The sequence below is a fragment of the Microbacterium sp. 2RAF4 genome (assembly GCF_052115285.1).
Taxonomy (GTDB): Bacteria; Actinomycetota; Actinomycetes; order Actinomycetales; family Microbacteriaceae; genus Microbacterium; species Microbacterium oxydans.
Window position 1 is genome coordinate 13,076 of sequence record NZ_JBFRGI010000005.1, and the last position, 15,193, is coordinate 28,268.

The following is a 15,193-nucleotide window of genomic DNA, read 5'->3' on the forward strand; positions in this document are numbered from 1 at the left end:
CGCCAATTGTTCAACTATTATCGAACCATGCCTGGCGACCTTCCTCACCCGGAGCGCTCCGAGATCCAGCTCACCGACGTGCTCTTCGCACTCAGCGACCCCGAGCGCCTCGCCATCACGCGCCAGCTCGCGGACGGACCGCTCGACATGGCGGCCTGCCACGCCACCGACCCCAACCTCCCGAAGTCGACCAAATCGCACTTCATGAAGGTGCTGCGCGAAGCGGGCGTCATCCGCAACGAGCCGAACGGGCGCCGGCGGATGCTCACGCTGCGACGCGACGACCTCGATGCCCTGTTCCCCGGACTGCTGGACTCGGTGCTGCGCGACTGACTCCGCCTCGCACCAGAAGAACTCTTGCCGACCCGAGAGAGTGAGTGTACAGTCACTCATATGTCCACGACGCGCAGTTCGATCCTCTCCACGGCAGACGCCCGCAAGCCCGTCGTCGCCGCGGCGGCACTGGCGGCCTTCGCCCGAGGCGGGTATCACGGCACGACCGTCGCCGACGTCGCCCGCGAGGCCAAGATCTCACCGGCCTACGTCTTCAAGCTCTATGCCGGCAAGGAGGCGCTGTTCGTCGTCGCCCTCGAAGCCTGCTTCGACGCGATCCTCGCCGCCCTCGAAGAAGGCGCGGACGCGGCGGACGATACCTCACCCGAGGGTGTGCTCGATGCGATGGGGGATGCCTACGCGCACCTCATCTCCGACCGGAAGCTGCTCATGCTGCAGGTGCATGCGCAGTCGGTGGCGGAGATCCCGGCCATCGGTGAGGCGCTTCGCGCGGGGCTGGAGCGCATCACCGTCTTCGCCCGGCAGCGCTCTCGCGCCGAGGATGACGACGTGCAGCGGTTCATCGCGTACGGGCAGCTCTGCCACCTGATCGTCACCACCCAGCTCGACGGGCGCCCGGGGGATTGGGTCGCTCTGCTCACGAAGGGGATCACCCACCCCGACTGACGTCGATCCTCGGAGGGGGCGCATTCGCGTGCCCGCAAGAGTGAGTGAGTAGTCACTCATGTCTCCACCGAACCGAACACACCCACCGAACAAGAACCAGGAGCATCCCATGACCTCTCCCATCGCCACCACGACAGGAGCCACCGCCGCACCACGCAGCTCGAGGCGTTGGCTCGCCCTCAGCGTGCTCGCCCTCGCACAGTTCCTCGTCGTGCTCGACGCCTCGATCGTGAACATCGCGCTCCCCGTGCTCGGCGCCCAGCTCGGCATGAGCACGGCCGCCCTCGCCTGGGTGATCACCGCCTATGTGCTGGCCTTCGGCGGGCTTCTCCTCCTCGGAGGGCGTCTCGCCGACCGTTATGGACACCGCCGCGTGTTCCTGATCGGCACGGGCGGCTTCGTCGCGGCCTCCGCGCTCGCCGGGTTCTCCGTGTCGAGCGAGATGCTTCTCGGCGCGAGGGCTCTCCAGGGCGCTTCGGCCGCGCTCCTCGCCCCCGCGGCGCTGGCACTGCTCACCCATCTCTTCCCTGACGACAGGGAGCGCACGAAGGCTCTCGGCGTATGGGGGGCTGTCGCCGGGATCGGGTCGGCGGCCGGAGTCCTGCTCGGCGGTGTGCTCACGGCAACCCTCGGCTGGCAGTCGGTGTTCTTCGTGAACGTTCCCGTGGGCGCGCTCGTGCTGATCGCGATCCCGCTGCTCATCACCCGCGACGGCGCCCGCACCCCTGGGCGTCTGGATGCGGCCGGTGCCGTCACTGTCACGGCGGCTCTGGTGGCTCTGGTAGGAGCCCTCAGTGCTGTCGAACAGCTCGGATTCGTGCATCCGCTGCCGATGGTCCTGTTCGCAGCGGCGCTCGCGCTGGGTGTCGCGTTCGTCCTGATCGAGCGGCGCGCTGCAGAGCCCCTGGTGCCGCTCGCGGTCTTCCGCAACCGCAACCTGGCACTCGGGAACATCGTGATGCTGCTCGGCGGGGCGGCGATGGTGGCGCTGTTCTTCGCCCTCTCCGTCTACATGCAGGCCGTGCTCCATTACGACGCGCTCACCGCTGGCCTGTCGCAGCTGCCGCTCGCCGGCGTGCTCGTGCTCGTCGCGGGCGGTGCGCCCGCCCTCATCGCGCGCGTCGGCACCCGACCGGTCCTGATCGGTGCTCTGCTCGTCCTGGCCGGAGGGCTCACCTGGCTGGCAGCTGCGCCGTCCGATGCCACGTTCCTCGCGCAGCTGCTCGGGCCGACGATCCTGGTCGGAGTCGGTCTCGGCGGGGCGGTCGTGGCGACGACCCAGCTTGCGGTGGACGGCGTCGACGGCGGCGAATCCGGTCTCGCCGGGGGCCTGATCAACACGAGTCAGCAGATCGGTGGCGCGGTCGGACTCGCCGTTCTCGGGACCGTGGCCGGACTGCGCACCGCGGCGCTCTCCGCGGAGGGAGCCCCCGCAGCGATCGCCCTCACCGGTGGATTCTCCTGGCTCTTCCTCGGTGCGGCGGTGCTCGCCGTCATCGGAGCGGGGATCGTCGCGGTCTGGCCGCGCGACTGAGCCCGGCGGGCGGGTCCCTGGGGTTCGTCCGTGCACCTCAGGGGCTCGTCGATTCCGTCGGAGAGCGAAAAGACAAATATACGCGGACAACACTAAACAGAATGTCATCCCTATGTAGTATCAGACTGGGCGTACTGCTCTCCGATTTGGATCGTGCGCGGTGCCGGGCAGATACTTCTGGCACCCGAACCGCGTGATCCGGCCCGGGAACCGATATGCACACATCCGCCTCTCTCGCACCAGGGACGACCATCGCCATCGTGGGCGCCGGCCGTCTCGGAGGCGTACTCGCGCGGGCTCTGCGGGCAGCGGAACTCGACGTCGTCGGACCTCTCGGACGGGATGAGCGGATTCCGGATGTGGATGTCGTCCTCCTCGGCGTTCCGGACGAGGCCATCGCCGAGGCTGCGGCCGTCGCCCGGCCCCGTACGCGCTTCCTCGGACATGTATCCGGCGCGACGGCGCTCACGGGTGTGGATTTCAGCCTCCATCCGCTGCAGACGTTCACCGGAACGGAAGGCGCCGAGGTGTTCCGCGGCATCGGTGCCGCGATCGCCGGTCGTACGGCCGCAGCTCGTGAGGTCGCGGAACAGCTCGCCCTCGCACTCGGTGCACGTCCGTTCGAGGTCGACGACGCCCACCGTGCGAGCTATCACGCGGCCGCGTCGTTCGCCTCGAACTTCGTCCTCACCGTGCTCGACGCCGCGGAGGGCCTGGCCTCGAATGCGGGGATTCCCCGCGACGTCGCCCGGTCGATCCTGGCCCCGCTCGTCCGTCAGACGGTCGAGAACTGGGCGAAGAACGGCGCTGCCGCTGTGCTGACCGGACCCATCGCCCGAGGCGACGAGGAGACGGTCGCACGCCAGCGTGCTGTCGCCGAAGGTCTGGTGCTCGACGACCTGTTCGATGCACTCGCCGCTGCCACGCGCGAAGTCGCTGCCCGACCGGCCGCCATCGCCCCCGCCACCGCACGAGAGGAGCCCCCGGCATGAGAATCCTCCGCACGATCCGCGAGGTCCGCGCTGCGATCCGAGACGCCAGAGCCGCGGGTGAGACCATCGGCCTCGTGCCCACCATGGGCGCCTTCCACGATGGCCATCTCTCCCTCATGCGCGCTGCGCGCGAGGCATCCGACCTGGTCATCGTGTCGCTCTTCGTCAACCCGACGCAGTTCGGCGCGAACGAAGACCTCAGCGCATATCCGCGCGACGAGGCCCGCGACGCCGGGCTCGCGGAGGCCGCGGGCGTCGACATCCTCTTCGCTCCCACCGCGTCCGAGATCTACCCCGACGGGTTCGCGACGAACATCCACGTCGCCGGTCTCACCGACGTGCTCGACGGCGCGAGTCGTGGGGCGCACCACTTCGACGGCGTCGCCACGGTCGTCACCAAGCTGTTCGGGATCGTCCGACCGGACGCCGCGTACTTCGGGCAGAAGGATGCGCAGCAGGTGCTCGTCGTCCGCCGCGTCGTGCGGGACCTCGACCTCGACGTGCGGATCGTCGCCTGTCCGATCGTGCGGGAAGCGGACGGCCTCGCCATGAGCTCCCGGAACGTCTACCTCGACGCCGACGCCCGCGTGCAGGCCTCCGCTCTGAACCGGGCGCTCGATGCCGGGGCGGCGGTGTGCGAGGCGGGTGACCCGGACGCGGGGAGCATCCTCTCCACGGCGCGACGAGTGCTCGCTGACGCCGGGATCGATCCCGAGTACCTCGAGCTCCGAGATGCCGAGACGCTGCGCCCCCTCGCCCGCGTCGATCGAGGCGCCCTGCTCGCGGTCGCCGCACACGTCGGGGCGGCCCGCCTGATCGACAACCACGTCCTGCACGTCGCCGAGGCGTCGGCGGCAACCGATACGGAGGTCAGCGCATGAGCGCTCATACCGCTCCCCGCACCCAGATCACCCTCGCCGCCCTCGCTGCGAAGAAGGCGGCCGGTGAGCCCATCGTCATGGTCACCGCATACGACCACCCGAGCGCGCAGATCGTCGAGGCCGCCGGCGTCGATGTGGTGCTCGTCGGCGACTCGGCGGCGATGACCGTGCTCGGCTATGACAGCACGGTGCCGGTCACGCTCGACGAGATGCTGATGCTCACCAAGGCGGTGCGGCGCGGGCTCACAGCACCTCTTCTCGTCGGCGACCTGCCGTTCGGCTCGTACGAGGCCTCCGACGAGGTCGCGATCGCAACCGCGCAGCGCTTCATCAAGGAGGCCGGGTGCGACCTGGTGAAGATCGAGCGCGGCGGGGCGACGGTCCACCGCGCCAGGGCGCTCGTGCAGGCAGGCATCCCGGTCGTCGGGCACGTCGGGCTCACGCCGCAGACCGCCACCGCGCTCGGGGGCTACCGTGCGCAGGGGCGCTCCGCCGAAGCGGCGCTGGCCGTGATCGACGATGCGCTGGCGCTGCAGGATGCCGGGTGCTCGATGATCGTCGTCGAGGCCGTGCCGTCCGAGGTGACGGCTGCGCTCGTGCCGCTGCTGGACATCCCCGTGATCGGTATCGGAGCGGGCGGTGCGGCGGACGGACAGGTGCTCGTCTTCCACGATCTGCTCGGACTCTACGACGGGGCTGCCGCCAAGTTCGTCAAGCGGTATGCCGAGCTGCGGACGGACGCGATCTCGGGGGTCGGGGCGTACGCATCGGAGGTGCGCAGCGGTGCCTACCCTGCACCCGAGCACGGGTATGCGATGTCGGAGGGGGAGGCCGCGCGCCTCGAGCAGCTGCTCGCGAGTCGGTAGTTCGCGCCTGCCGACGGCCCGTGCTCGCAACTCTTCTGCACCGAAGACGGCTTCGTCGAGTTCTCGACATTCAGTGGCTTCCGGCCCAGACGTGATGCCGGAGACGACCTAGCGTTGCGCGGATGGAACTCTCCGAGCACGTCCACGTCACGTGGGCACTTCATATCGAGATGTCGGTCGCAGGTCGCCCCGAGCTCACCCGCGTCATCGGTGTGCCACGGGATGCCCCCTCCTATTGGCTGATCGAGGCCTATCGCTTGAGCCTCGGTCTCGAGCCGGAGGTGACCGAGTCCGACGCGGACGCGGATCCGACGCTGCACGTCGACCTGTGTCCCTGGCGTGCCCCGACACAGCAGGTGCCGGTCCCCGGTGTCGCCGATGTGGTCGACGTGGTGATCAGCGGGCCCTACGCGACACGGATGGGCGACCCACGGGTCACCGTCGTCGACGCGGAGTCCGTCCTGGTGCCCCCGTCGCCGGTGGGAAGCTGGCAGACACAGCGACCCGCATTCCGCGCAGAGCATGTGGGGTTCGAGCTCGCCCAGCGGTTCGGCCTGGTGCAGCCGCGCCTCGACCCTGCGGCTTGCGGGGTGGCCGGCGATGCTCTCCGCCCGTTCTCACCGCTGGCGGCATTGTGCCAAGGGCTGTCCCCGGTGCGTCGACTCGCCCTCCTCGCGCACCTCGACGATGCGGGGCTCATCGACGCGGTGCCCTTCGAGGAGACCCCGGCGGGCTCGGAGTTCGCGGAGTCGGCGACGGCCGGCATCCGAATGCTCGTCGCGCGGATCGGCCCCGATGGTGTCGATCAGGATCCGACCGACGGGTGGCTGCCCCGCACGATCGTCTCCGATGCCGTCGACGCCCTCGACTGGCCGGACGTGGCGATTCCGGGCCTTCCCGACCCTGCCGATGCTCTCGCGTCGCTCGCCCGTCGGGCCAAGGCAGTGCGCAGGCTGCGCGGGCAGGTCGTGGTCACGAACCTCGGACGCGGGCTGGCGGAAGGTGAGGTGCGGGCATTCCTGCGGATCATCGACGGCGTGCGGGCGCTGGGGAGGGAGAGGCTGTTCCCCACCGCCTGGCCGCGTGCCGTGACCCTCGCCCTCCTTGCTGTCGCCGATGGATCCGCCTCGACTTTCGACGAGCTGGCCGGCGTCGTCGCGCGCGGTGAGGCTGCGATGGAGGAAGGGCGAGGCGACGGAAGGTTCTCCGAGTGGTCCTCTCGGGTGCATCGGGAAGGCGGCCTCGGGCGCGCAGGCGAAGGGTCGGCGGTGCAGCGGGTGGTCCAGAGTCTGTGTGCGCTCTCGTCGCCGAGAGCGTTCGGCTCGATCACCCCCGCGATGCGCGCCGTCGCGCGCGCGGCCCTCCAGTGACACGGCGGCGTGTGTCGACGGCTGTGGGCGCCTTCGGATGCGCGGCGTCAGCCGGTCTGTGTCAGCTCTTGCGAGTCAGCTCTTCCGCGTCAGGTCTTCCTGGTGAGGGCGCGCAGGCGGCGAACCGCCCGTCCGGCGAGATCCTTCACCCGACCGCCGGGCCACTCGCGGTGCAGTTCGACCGTGCCCTGTTCGGTTGCCAGGAGGGTGCAGGACCGGCCTGCGAGGAGCGGGGACCGACCGGCGCGGGCGAGCACGGCAGGCGAGGCTTCGAGGGGGGTCTCGAAGGTCCACCCCGCGTGCCGGACCTTCACGGTCAGCGCTCCTCCGCGGGAGTCGTCGTCGGGACCGAACACCTTGACGGGGTCGATCGCCACGCGGGCGGAGTCGAGCTTTCGGGGCAGTCGGCCTCCGAGACGGCGCTCGGCACCGGTGTCGCGGTCGCGGAGGAAGAGGTCCACCCGGTCGTTGCGGAGCTCGCGGTTGGCGACCACGAGGTTCTCCGGGAGTCCTTCGGTCGTCGAGGCCGGGAGCGAGATGAGTCGCGTGACCTTCTTGGAGCGTGCGGCCCCGGACTCGGCGTCCCTCGACTCTTCGACCGTGGATTCGAAGACGAACGCGTCGTGACCCTCTCTCGTGAGCGTGACGCGGATCGTGAAGTGCAGACCGCCGCCGCGAGACCAGTGCGCCTCGGTCACGACGGCGCGACACGTGATCTCGGATTCGAACCGTGCGAGCTCCAGCAGGTCGTCACGTCGCCCGGCGCGCAGCAGAGCGGCGCGGATCCGATGCGGGAACCCCAGGCCGGCATCGACGCCGGGGCCGAAATGCTCCTGCGCCAGGGGCGTGACCACATCGAGCAGGCGTTCACGGTAGTCGTCGGGGTACCTGGCCATCTGTCGGCCCGAGAGCCGCTTGAGGATCTTGCCTCGGAACCAGTGCCGCAGAAGACGATCGCGCAGCTTCCCCGGCTCGGTGTGCGCCTCGACGAGGTCGAGCACCGTTTCGAGGTGCGGGAAGTACGACTCGGGATCGATGCGCGAGGAGCTCGCACTTCCCGGCTCCTTCACCCAGGCGTAGCACGGCTCACTCGCCAGGACCGAGATCCTCGATGCGGCGAAGTACGCCTGCATCACGAAGAGGTGGTCTTCCAGCCGCACCTTGCCCTCGGGGAAGCGGATGCCGTTGGCCCGAAGGAACGAGGTGCGGAACATCTTGTGCGGCGTCAGCATCTCGAGCAGCGGGTCGGTTCCGAGGACCGCGTTCGGGATGTCGTGGCTGAAGATCCGACTCGGAAGGCGGCGGCCGATGCCCACCTCCTTGCCGATGATCACATCGGAGGAGTGCAGGTCGGCGTAGTCGCACAGCTTCTCGAGCGCCCGGTCGAACAGGTAGTCGTCCTGATCGACGAACTGCACGTACGTTCCACGAGCCGCATCGACACCATGATTGCGCGGCATGCCGGGCCACCCGGAGTGCGCCAGCGACAGCACGCGCACGTGGGGGCGGTCGCGGGCGATGTCGGCCAGCCGAGCAGACGTGGGCTCGCCGGAGCCGTCGTCGCACAGAAGCACCTCGAACGACGCCGTTCCCAGACTCTGGCGATCCAGTGACGCGATGAGGCCATCGAACGAGGGGCCAGGTCGGAATACCGGCACGACCACGCTCACACGGATGGTGCCTGTCTCGCTGCTGTTCTTCTCCGGCCGATCACTCTGTGACAAACGTCTCACTCCCCCAAGTCGACAACTCCCAGAGCTAACCACGTCTTCCTGTGTGCGTCACCGGGCTTGCGCGACGGCCGGGCGTGTGCGCGAGGGACCTCTCGTGAGCTGTCGGTCGCGGATGACGCGGCGGCGCGCGTCAGGATGCGATGCTCGGGGTGCGGTCGCTGTCCGTGCGAGAACCGATCTCCGCCCACACCGAGTCCAGGGAGAGGCCAAGGACGTCGGCCACGGCCGCGATCGTCGAGAAGGCAGGTGTGGCCACGCGCCCCGACTCGATCTTCCGCAGTGTCTCGGGGGAGATCCCGGCTTCCAGCGCGACCGACAGCATCGACCGATCTCCGCGCGCCCGACGCAGCACGGTTCCGAGGCGCTCACCGCGTTCGATGTCTTCGGGGCTGAGGGGCAGGCGGACCATCATGGCACCTATTGTATTACCGGGATAGTATTACCGGGATTGTTATTGGAGCAACGAGGGAAGATCGTGATCGAGATACTGAACGCCGACGAGCTCGGCCGTGCACGGGCGACGGGCGCCCTCGTCGGCGACATCCTCCAGGAGCTGAAAGCGCGCGCTGCCGTCGGCGTGAACCTGCTCGCCCTCGACCGATGGGCCCGCGAGCTGATCGAGCGCGCCGGCGCTCAGTCCTGTTACGTCGACTATGCGCCGTCGTTCGGCCGCGGACCCTTCGGCCACTACGTCTGCACGGCGGTGAACGACGCGGTGCTGCACGGCATGCCCCACGACTATCGGCTCGTCGACGGAGATCTGCTCACGCTCGATCTGGCCGTCACGCTGCGAGGAGTCGCCGCCGATGCGGCCATCAGTTTCGTGGTCGGCGGGAATCCTGCCGCCGAAGACCTGGCGATGATCGCGACGACCGAGCGCGCGCTCGCCGCCGCCATCGCCGTCGCGCGTGCCGGGGCGCGTATCGGCGACCTCTCCCAGGCGATCGGAGCGGTCCTGAGTGCTGCCGGTTACCCGATCAACCTCGAGTTCGGCGGGCACGGCATCGGATCGACCATGCATCAGGATCCTCACGTCGCGAACGACGGTCGACCGGGCAGGGGATACGCGCTGCGCCCCGGCCTGCTGCTCGCCCTCGAGCCCTGGGTCATGGCCGACACGGATGAGCTCCGCACGGATGCCGATGGCTGGACTCTGCGCAGCGCGACCGGATGCCGCACGGCGCACAGCGAGCACACGATCGCCATCACCGAGTACGGCGCCGAGATCCTGACGCTGCCGTCCCGCTGATCCGGTGTGCCGATCGAAGACTCCCACCCCGCGCCCAGGGTTAACGATATATCGTTGAGTATCGTTCACACCTACAGCAGGAGGTCATCATGAGCAACGCATTCCCCTCCAACCCGTTCGGCGGCAACGGCGGTTCCGGAAGCAGCGGAGGATCCGGCGGGTTCTTCGGCGGACCCGGCTTCGGCGCCGGCTCCGGTGGCCCGGCATCCGCGATCTTCGAGGCGATGGACCAGCTCCGGAAGTCCTTCGAGTCCCGTCCCTCCGGCGGCTCACGCATGGCCCGCGGCGATGTCCGCACGGCGGTGCTCTCCCTGCTGGCCGAGAAGCCGATGCACGGCTACCAGATCATCAACGAGATCGCCGAGCGCAGCGGCGGCACGTGGAAGCCGAGCGCCGGTTCCGTGTACCCGACCCTGCAGCTGCTCGCCGACGAAGGGCTGATCGAGGCGGAGGAGCAGAACGGCCGCAAGACCTACTCGCTCACCGAAGCCGGCCGCGCGGTCGCCGACGAGAGCTCGGAGACCCCGGCCCCCTGGGTGTCATCGAACGGCAAGGACGGTCAGCGCGACAACGCCCGCTTCCACGCGCTGCCGAAGGCGGGCGTCGACCTCGCCGCCGCGGCCGCCCAGGTGGGTCGCAGCGGGTCCGCCGAGCAGGTGCAGCAGACGATCGAGGTTCTCGACGAGGCCCGCCGTAGGCTGTACACGATCCTCGCGCAGGACTGACCGCGCAGTGCGGCATCGAGTGGGGGTCTGCGAAGGGACCACGCGATGACGGAGGCTGCGGCACAGGGCGTGCACCGCGCCAGGTACCGTCGCATCCTGTCGTTCGCCGGTCGCGAGTTCCTCAAGATCTGGTGGTTCGAACTCGTCCTGCCCCGCTTCGGCATGAGCCGGATCGCGGAGCGGACGCGCGGGCAGCGGATGCAGACGTTCGCGCGTCGGTTCCATGTGCTCGCGGTCGAACTCGGCGGACTCATGATCAAGGTGGGACAGTTCATGTCGTCGCGCCTCGACGTGCTGCCGCCGGAGATCACGAAGGAGCTCGAAGGGCTGCAGGATGAGGTTCCGCCCGTGCCAACGCCGGCGATCCGTGCGCTCGCCGAAGCCGAGCTCGGGATCCCGCTCGAACGCGCCTACGCCTGGTTCGATGAGAACCCCGTCGCCGCGGCTTCCCTCGGCCAGGTGCACCGCGCCCGGCTGTCGGCGCTCGATGCGGCAGACACGGGGCTCGGCGAGGTCGTGGTCAAGGTCCAGCGACCCGGCATCGATGAGATCGTGGCGGTCGACCTCGCGGCGCTCCGCCGGGTCGCGCGCTGGCTGACGCGCGTGCGCATCGTCGCCGACCGCGTGGACGCGCCCGCGCTCGTGGAGGAGTTCGCCGCGACCAGCCTCGAGGAGATCGATTACCTGCACGAGGCCGCGAGCGCGGAACGCTTCCGCGAGAACTTCGCCGACGATCCCCGCGTCGACACCCCCGAGATCGTCTGGGAGCGCTCGACCCGTCGGGTGCTGACTCTCTCGGACGTCACGGCCATCAAGATCAACGACACCGAAGCCCTCCGCGCCGCAGGCATCGACCCGTCCGAGGTCGCCGCGGTGTTCGCCGAGGTCATGTTCGATCAGGTGTTCACGCACAGTTTCGTGCATGCCGACCCCCACCCCGGCAACATCTTCGTCACGCCTACGCCGGTGGTCGAGGGCAGCACAGGGCGTGGTTTCCGCCTCACGTTCATCGACTTCGGCATGATGGCCGAGATCCCCGCGAGCCTCCGCGACGGCTTGCGCACACTCCTGATCGCGGTGGCCGGCCGTGACAGTCGTGGCCTCGTCGCCGCCGCGCAGGAGATCGGCGTGCTGCTGCCTTCCGCCGACACGGCCGAGCTCGAGCGGGCGCTCACCACGTTGTTCGCCCGGTTCGGTGGGATGGGGTTCGCCGAGCTGAGCAAGGTCGACCCGCGCGAGTTCCGTGACTTCGCCGAGGAGTTCGGCGACATGGTGCGCTCGCTCCCGCTGCAGTTGCCCGAGAACATGCTGCTGCTCATCCGTGCCGTCTCGCTGACCTCCGGCATGTGCAGCGGTCTTGATCCGGCGTTCAACGTGTGGGACGCGGCAGAGCCCTACGCCGGCCGTCTGCTGCGCGACGAGAGCGGCAACATCGTGCAGGCCTTCGCGAACCAGGCGATGGGCACGATGTCCACGACCTGGGCGTTGCCCGGCCGCATCGACAAGATCATCACGCGCCTCGACGACGGCAACGTCACCTTCGACACCTCACGACTCGAACGCCGCCTGGACCGGCTCGAGGGCATCGCGCGCCGCATCGGCTCCGGCGTCCTGTTCGCGGCGTTCCTGGTCGGCGGGGCGCTGCTCGTGCCGTCGGTGCCGCCCCTGGGCATCACCCTGGTCTGCGTCTCCGCACTCCCGCTGCTGCATTCGCTGTTCGGGGGACGTCGCCCGCGCTGACCGTTAGCCCTCCGACCGCCGACGGAGAAGCCGTTTCAACCATCGTGATGGGGCTGTCGCCGCAGGGTTCACAGAGCGGGCGGCCAGCGCTTCCAAGTCGGACGCTCGAGCGGCGAATTCGTCTGCAAGCGCTCGGTAGCTGCGCGCACGCCGCTGCAGCCAGAACCCCAGAGCCGCGAATCCGAGAACGACATAGACGGTGATCATGGTGCCGGGGCCTGGTTTCTCCCAGCTCGCCGACAATGACGTGCCGACGAAAGCTGTGAAGATCAAGATGATCCCGGCCCCGATCCACACGTGCAACTCGGCGATGTCCTTCGCACGTCGCTCATACCTGCTGGCATCTGCGGCGACCTTCACCGACTTGGGGTCTGGGAAGCTCGGGCGGCTGCTCGTCGGCCAGGGGCGGTCGGCGATGCGTTTCTCATCCTCGTTCATACCCTCGTAGAAGGGCGCGGCGCGGCTCGTGCGCGAGATCTTCGTCAGTCCGCGCAAGGTCAGGATGTCGAGGGAGACGAGTGCAACGGTGAGGCCGATGATTACGAAAGCGCGGGCGCTGCCGAAGGGGTACTTCATCACGGGCAGCATCACGATGCCGACTCCGGCGGCGAGAGCCGCGTAGCGTCCGGTGTTGGACTGTGCCAGGGCTCTGAGGTGGTTGCGGACATTGCTCTGGGGGCCGACGAAAGCTACGAGATAGCAGCAGGCGGCGCCCGCGCGGATGATCACCTGCAGGCCCAAGACGGACACAGCGAAGTACAGCGCGGCGGGCAGCAGCTCCTTCATCGATACCCTCGCTTCGGGCCATAGCAGCCAGACGGCGAAACCGACTGCGACGGCAACCGGGGCCGCCAGCCCGAGGAAAGAGACCAGCATCAGGACGATACTCGTGCTCATCGACCCCGTGCCGATCGCGGCCGTCCGTCCAGTGCGAGTGGTGAATGCCATGCGCCGAGAGTATGCACGAGAACCGACATCGGCTGTTTCTATCCGCTCGCCCGCGCTGACCGCGACGCGCCCGAAAACCCAGAGCAGACAGCGTGCGCCCGGCGCTTCGCAGCGCGACGCGCCGCGGTGAGCGCAGACCATCTGGGTTTCGGCTCCGACACGGTCGGCCACCTCGCATGACAAAATGGACTCTCATGGACACTCCTGACGAGAAGCCCGACGAACGCTCCGCAGGATCGAACCCTCCCCGTCCGCGCACGGACACCGTCGGAACCGGTGTTAACCGCCTCCCGGCCAAGGCCTCCGAGACCGCGCGCAAGATCGTCCGCGACATCACGACAGTCCCGCCGCGCAGTGTGCATCCGGCGCTCGTCCCCGGTGTCTCGGTCGAGGAGACGGGGCGCACCTACCGCACCGACCCGCTCGTCTTCGGTGTCGCCGCCGCCTTCGCCCTCGCCTTCATCGCGTGGGGCGTGTTCGCCGGTGACAATCTCGCCGGCACGACGAGCACGGTGCTGGCCTGGGTGGTGGAGTACTTTGGCTTCTTCTTCACCACGATCGCCACGATCATCCTCGTCTTCATGCTGTTCGTCGGCTTCAGCAAGTACGGGCGCATCCCACTCGGCCGCGACGACGAGGAGCCCGAGTTCTCGATGTTCTCGTGGATCTCGATGCTCTTCGCCGCGGGCATGGGCATCGGCCTGGTGTTCTGGGGCGCCGCGGAGCCGCTGACGTTCTTCGAGAACCCGCCGCCCGGCACCGTCGAGGCGAACACCCTCGAGGCCATGCACACTGCACAGACCCAGGTGCTGTATCACTGGGGCCCGCAGGCCTGGGCGTTCTACGCGCTCGTCGGAGGAGCCATCGCGTACGGCGCCTACCGTCGCGGCCGCACACCGCTGATCTCCTCGATTTTCGCTCCGCTGCTGGGCGAGAACCGCACCACGGGTCCGATCGGCCGCACGATCGACATCTTCTCCATCATCGTGACGCTGTTCGGCACTGCCGCCTCACTCGGCCTCGGGGCCCTGCAGATCGGCCACGGCGTCGAGATCGTCAGCGGTGCCGGACCTCTCGGCAACGGCGTCCTCATCGCGGTCATCGCGGTGCTCACCGCATGCTTCATCGCCTCCGCCGTCTCCGGCGTCTCCAAGGGCATCCGCGCGCTGTCGAACATCAACGCCGTGGTCGCCATCCTGTTGGCGTTCTTCGTGTTCTTCGTCGGTCCGACGCTGCTCATCCTCAACGTGATCCCGTCGGTCGCCGTGCAGTTCATCGGCGATCTGCCCACCATGATCGGCCGCTCCGCGTCGCAGGGCGAGACCGCGCAGGCCTTCCTGTCGAGCTGGACGATCTTCTACTGGGCGTGGTGGATCTCCTGGTCCCCCTTCGTCGGCATGTTCATCGCGAAGATCTCCCGTGGCCGCACGCTCCGTCAGTTCGTGTCGGTCGTCATCGTCGTGCCGTCCGCCATCTCTCTCGTGTGGTTCGCGATCTTCGGCACCACGGCGATCCAGCAGCAGATGGACGGCGCGGGCCTCGTGGTCGACCCGCCGGAGGAGGTGCTGTTCGGCGTACTGGAGAACCTGCCGTTCCCGCTCATCACCAGCATCGTGCTGATCATCCTCATCGCGATCTTCTTCATCACCGGCGCCGACTCCGCCTCGCTCGTCATGGGCACGCTGTCACAGCAGGGCCGCCCGGAGCCATCGCGCTGGGTCGCCGTGGTCTGGGGCGTGCTCGTGGGCGTGATCGCCGCCGTGCTGCTCGTGATCGGCGCGGAGGGGAGCGGTCTGCAGTCGCTGCAGAACGCGACGATCATCGCGGCACTGCCGTTCGCGATCATCATGACGTTCATGATGATCGCGTTCATGAAGGACCTGCGACGGGATCCGCTGATCCTGCGGGACCGCTATGCCCGCGCCGCCGTCCGCCACAGCGTCATGGCCGGGCTCGAGGAGTACGGCGACGACTTCGCCCTCGTGCCCGTCGAGTACGACCACTCGGAGGACGACCTCGCCTGGATCGACGAGGACACCGTCGACGACACGTTGGCCGAGGTGTATGAGGCCGCGACCGAGGCGATCGACATCATCCCTCCCGCGGAAGTGGATGCCGTTGTCGATGCCGCGTTGGAAGACGGCCCGAACGACCCGGACCCCGCGCCGCAGCCGCGCGTGGATTGAGGCATACCC

14 protein-coding genes are annotated in these 15,193 nt (G+C 68.7%); 11 read left to right on the forward strand and 3 right to left on the reverse strand.

All coding sequences use genetic code 11. The annotated features are described in order from the left end of the window. The first annotated feature begins 27 nt into the window (after positions 1 to 27). The 7 genes from AB4070_RS16990 to AB4070_RS17020 all read left to right on the forward strand — a co-directional run bounded on the left by AB4070_RS16990 (position 28) and on the right by AB4070_RS17020 (position 6,603). The gene (locus AB4070_RS16990) at positions 28 to 333 is read left to right on the forward strand and encodes an ArsR/SmtB family transcription factor (RefSeq protein ID WP_045262331.1); all 306 of its coding nucleotides are present in this window, start codon (positions 28 to 30) and stop codon (positions 331 to 333) included. A 60-nt stretch (positions 334 to 393) separates the two neighbouring features. Continuing rightward, positions 394 to 960: a TetR/AcrR family transcriptional regulator gene (locus AB4070_RS16995; protein WP_441981137.1), complete on the forward strand. Its 567-nt coding sequence runs from the start codon at positions 394 to 396 to the stop codon at positions 958 to 960. Positions 961 to 1,069: 109 nt separating this feature from the next. Continuing rightward, positions 1,070 to 2,494, forward strand: coding sequence for an MFS transporter (locus AB4070_RS17000; RefSeq protein WP_441981138.1), 1,425 nt, complete (start codon positions 1,070 to 1,072; stop codon positions 2,492 to 2,494). A gap of 215 nt (positions 2,495 to 2,709) precedes the next feature. After that, a complete protein-coding gene (locus AB4070_RS17005; RefSeq protein ID WP_441981139.1) occupies positions 2,710 to 3,486 on the forward strand; it encodes a DUF2520 domain-containing protein in 777 nt (258 codons plus the stop codon). Further along, the gene (gene panC, locus AB4070_RS17010) at positions 3,483 to 4,367 is read left to right on the forward strand and encodes a pantoate--beta-alanine ligase (protein WP_441981140.1); all 885 of its coding nucleotides are present in this window, start codon (positions 3,483 to 3,485) and stop codon (positions 4,365 to 4,367) included. The genes AB4070_RS17005 and panC overlap by 4 nt, the downstream gene beginning before the upstream one ends. After that, positions 4,364 to 5,233 carry a 3-methyl-2-oxobutanoate hydroxymethyltransferase gene (panB, locus tag AB4070_RS17015; protein ID WP_441981141.1) on the forward strand — a complete coding sequence of 290 codons (870 nt, stop codon included), beginning with the start codon at positions 4,364 to 4,366 and terminating at the stop codon, positions 5,231 to 5,233. The genes panC and panB overlap by 4 nt, the downstream gene beginning before the upstream one ends. A gap of 122 nt (positions 5,234 to 5,355) precedes the next feature. Further along, positions 5,356 to 6,603, forward strand: a complete 1,248-nt coding sequence (locus AB4070_RS17020; protein WP_441981142.1) for a hypothetical protein — start codon at positions 5,356 to 5,358, stop codon at positions 6,601 to 6,603. An 89-nt stretch (positions 6,604 to 6,692) separates the two neighbouring features. Here AB4070_RS17020 and AB4070_RS17025 read toward each other — a convergent pair whose 3' ends face one another. Together AB4070_RS17025 and AB4070_RS17030 are read right to left on the reverse strand one after the other, a co-directional pair. Further along, positions 6,693 to 8,336, reverse strand: a complete 1,644-nt coding sequence (locus tag AB4070_RS17025) for a glycosyltransferase family 2 protein (RefSeq protein ID WP_441981143.1) — start codon at positions 8,334 to 8,336, stop codon at positions 6,693 to 6,695. A gap of 130 nt (positions 8,337 to 8,466) precedes the next feature. Beyond that, a complete protein-coding gene (locus AB4070_RS17030; protein ID WP_441981392.1) occupies positions 8,467 to 8,745 on the reverse strand; it encodes a helix-turn-helix domain-containing protein in 279 nt (92 codons plus the stop codon). A 66-nt stretch (positions 8,746 to 8,811) separates the two neighbouring features. Here AB4070_RS17030 and map point away from each other — a divergent pair, with 66 nt between their 5' ends. The 3 genes from map to AB4070_RS17045 all read left to right on the forward strand — a co-directional run bounded on the left by map (position 8,812) and on the right by AB4070_RS17045 (position 12,050). Beyond that, a complete protein-coding gene (map, locus tag AB4070_RS17035; RefSeq protein ID WP_441981144.1) occupies positions 8,812 to 9,585 on the forward strand; it encodes a type I methionyl aminopeptidase in 774 nt (257 codons plus the stop codon). Between the two features lie 89 nt (positions 9,586 to 9,674). Next, complete coding sequence (locus tag AB4070_RS17040) at positions 9,675 to 10,310, forward strand: PadR family transcriptional regulator (protein ID WP_282847414.1); 636 nt, start codon at positions 9,675 to 9,677, stop codon at positions 10,308 to 10,310. A gap of 45 nt (positions 10,311 to 10,355) precedes the next feature. After that, entirely contained in the window at positions 10,356 to 12,050 is a 1,695-nt protein-coding gene (locus tag AB4070_RS17045) for an ABC1 kinase family protein (protein WP_441981145.1), read from the forward strand. Positions 12,051 to 12,053: 3 nt separating this feature from the next. On the opposite strand, the gene AB4070_RS17050 is transcribed toward AB4070_RS17045, so the two are convergent. Continuing rightward, a complete protein-coding gene (locus tag AB4070_RS17050; protein WP_441981146.1) occupies positions 12,054 to 12,998 on the reverse strand; it encodes a hypothetical protein in 945 nt (314 codons plus the stop codon). A gap of 194 nt (positions 12,999 to 13,192) precedes the next feature. Between AB4070_RS17050 and AB4070_RS17055 the strand changes: the two genes are divergently transcribed. Further along, entirely contained in the window at positions 13,193 to 15,184 is a 1,992-nt protein-coding gene (locus tag AB4070_RS17055; protein WP_441981147.1) for a BCCT family transporter, read from the forward strand. Positions 15,185 to 15,193 lie beyond the last annotated feature (9 nt).

What these genes read in the sequence shown, in the direction of transcription:
- AB4070_RS17055 (WP_441981147.1), top strand. Translation starts at nt 13,193, where the DNA reads ATGGACACTCCTGACGAGAAGCCCGACGAACGCTCCGCAGGATCGAAC.
- AB4070_RS17000 (WP_441981138.1), top strand. Translation starts at nt 1,070, where the DNA reads ATGACCTCTCCCATCGCCACCACGACAGGAGCCACCGCCGCACCACGC.
- panC (WP_441981140.1), top strand. Translation starts at nt 3,483, where the DNA reads ATGAGAATCCTCCGCACGATCCGCGAGGTCCGCGCTGCGATCCGAGAC.
- AB4070_RS16995 (WP_441981137.1), top strand. Translation starts at nt 394, where the DNA reads ATGTCCACGACGCGCAGTTCGATCCTCTCCACGGCAGACGCCCGCAAG.
- panB (WP_441981141.1), top strand. Translation starts at nt 4,364, where the DNA reads ATGAGCGCTCATACCGCTCCCCGCACCCAGATCACCCTCGCCGCCCTC.
- AB4070_RS17045 (WP_441981145.1), top strand. Translation starts at nt 10,356, where the DNA reads ATGACGGAGGCTGCGGCACAGGGCGTGCACCGCGCCAGGTACCGTCGC.
- AB4070_RS17050 (WP_441981146.1), bottom strand. Translation starts at nt 12,998, where the DNA reads ATGGCATTCACCACTCGCACTGGACGGACGGCCGCGATCGGCACGGGG.
- AB4070_RS17030 (WP_441981392.1), bottom strand. Translation starts at nt 8,745, where the DNA reads ATGGTCCGCCTGCCCCTCAGCCCCGAAGACATCGAACGCGGTGAGCGC.
- AB4070_RS17020 (WP_441981142.1), top strand. Translation starts at nt 5,356, where the DNA reads ATGGAACTCTCCGAGCACGTCCACGTCACGTGGGCACTTCATATCGAG.
- AB4070_RS17005 (WP_441981139.1), top strand. Translation starts at nt 2,710, where the DNA reads ATGCACACATCCGCCTCTCTCGCACCAGGGACGACCATCGCCATCGTG.
- AB4070_RS16990 (WP_045262331.1), top strand. Translation starts at nt 28, where the DNA reads ATGCCTGGCGACCTTCCTCACCCGGAGCGCTCCGAGATCCAGCTCACC.
- AB4070_RS17040 (WP_282847414.1), top strand. Translation starts at nt 9,675, where the DNA reads ATGAGCAACGCATTCCCCTCCAACCCGTTCGGCGGCAACGGCGGTTCC.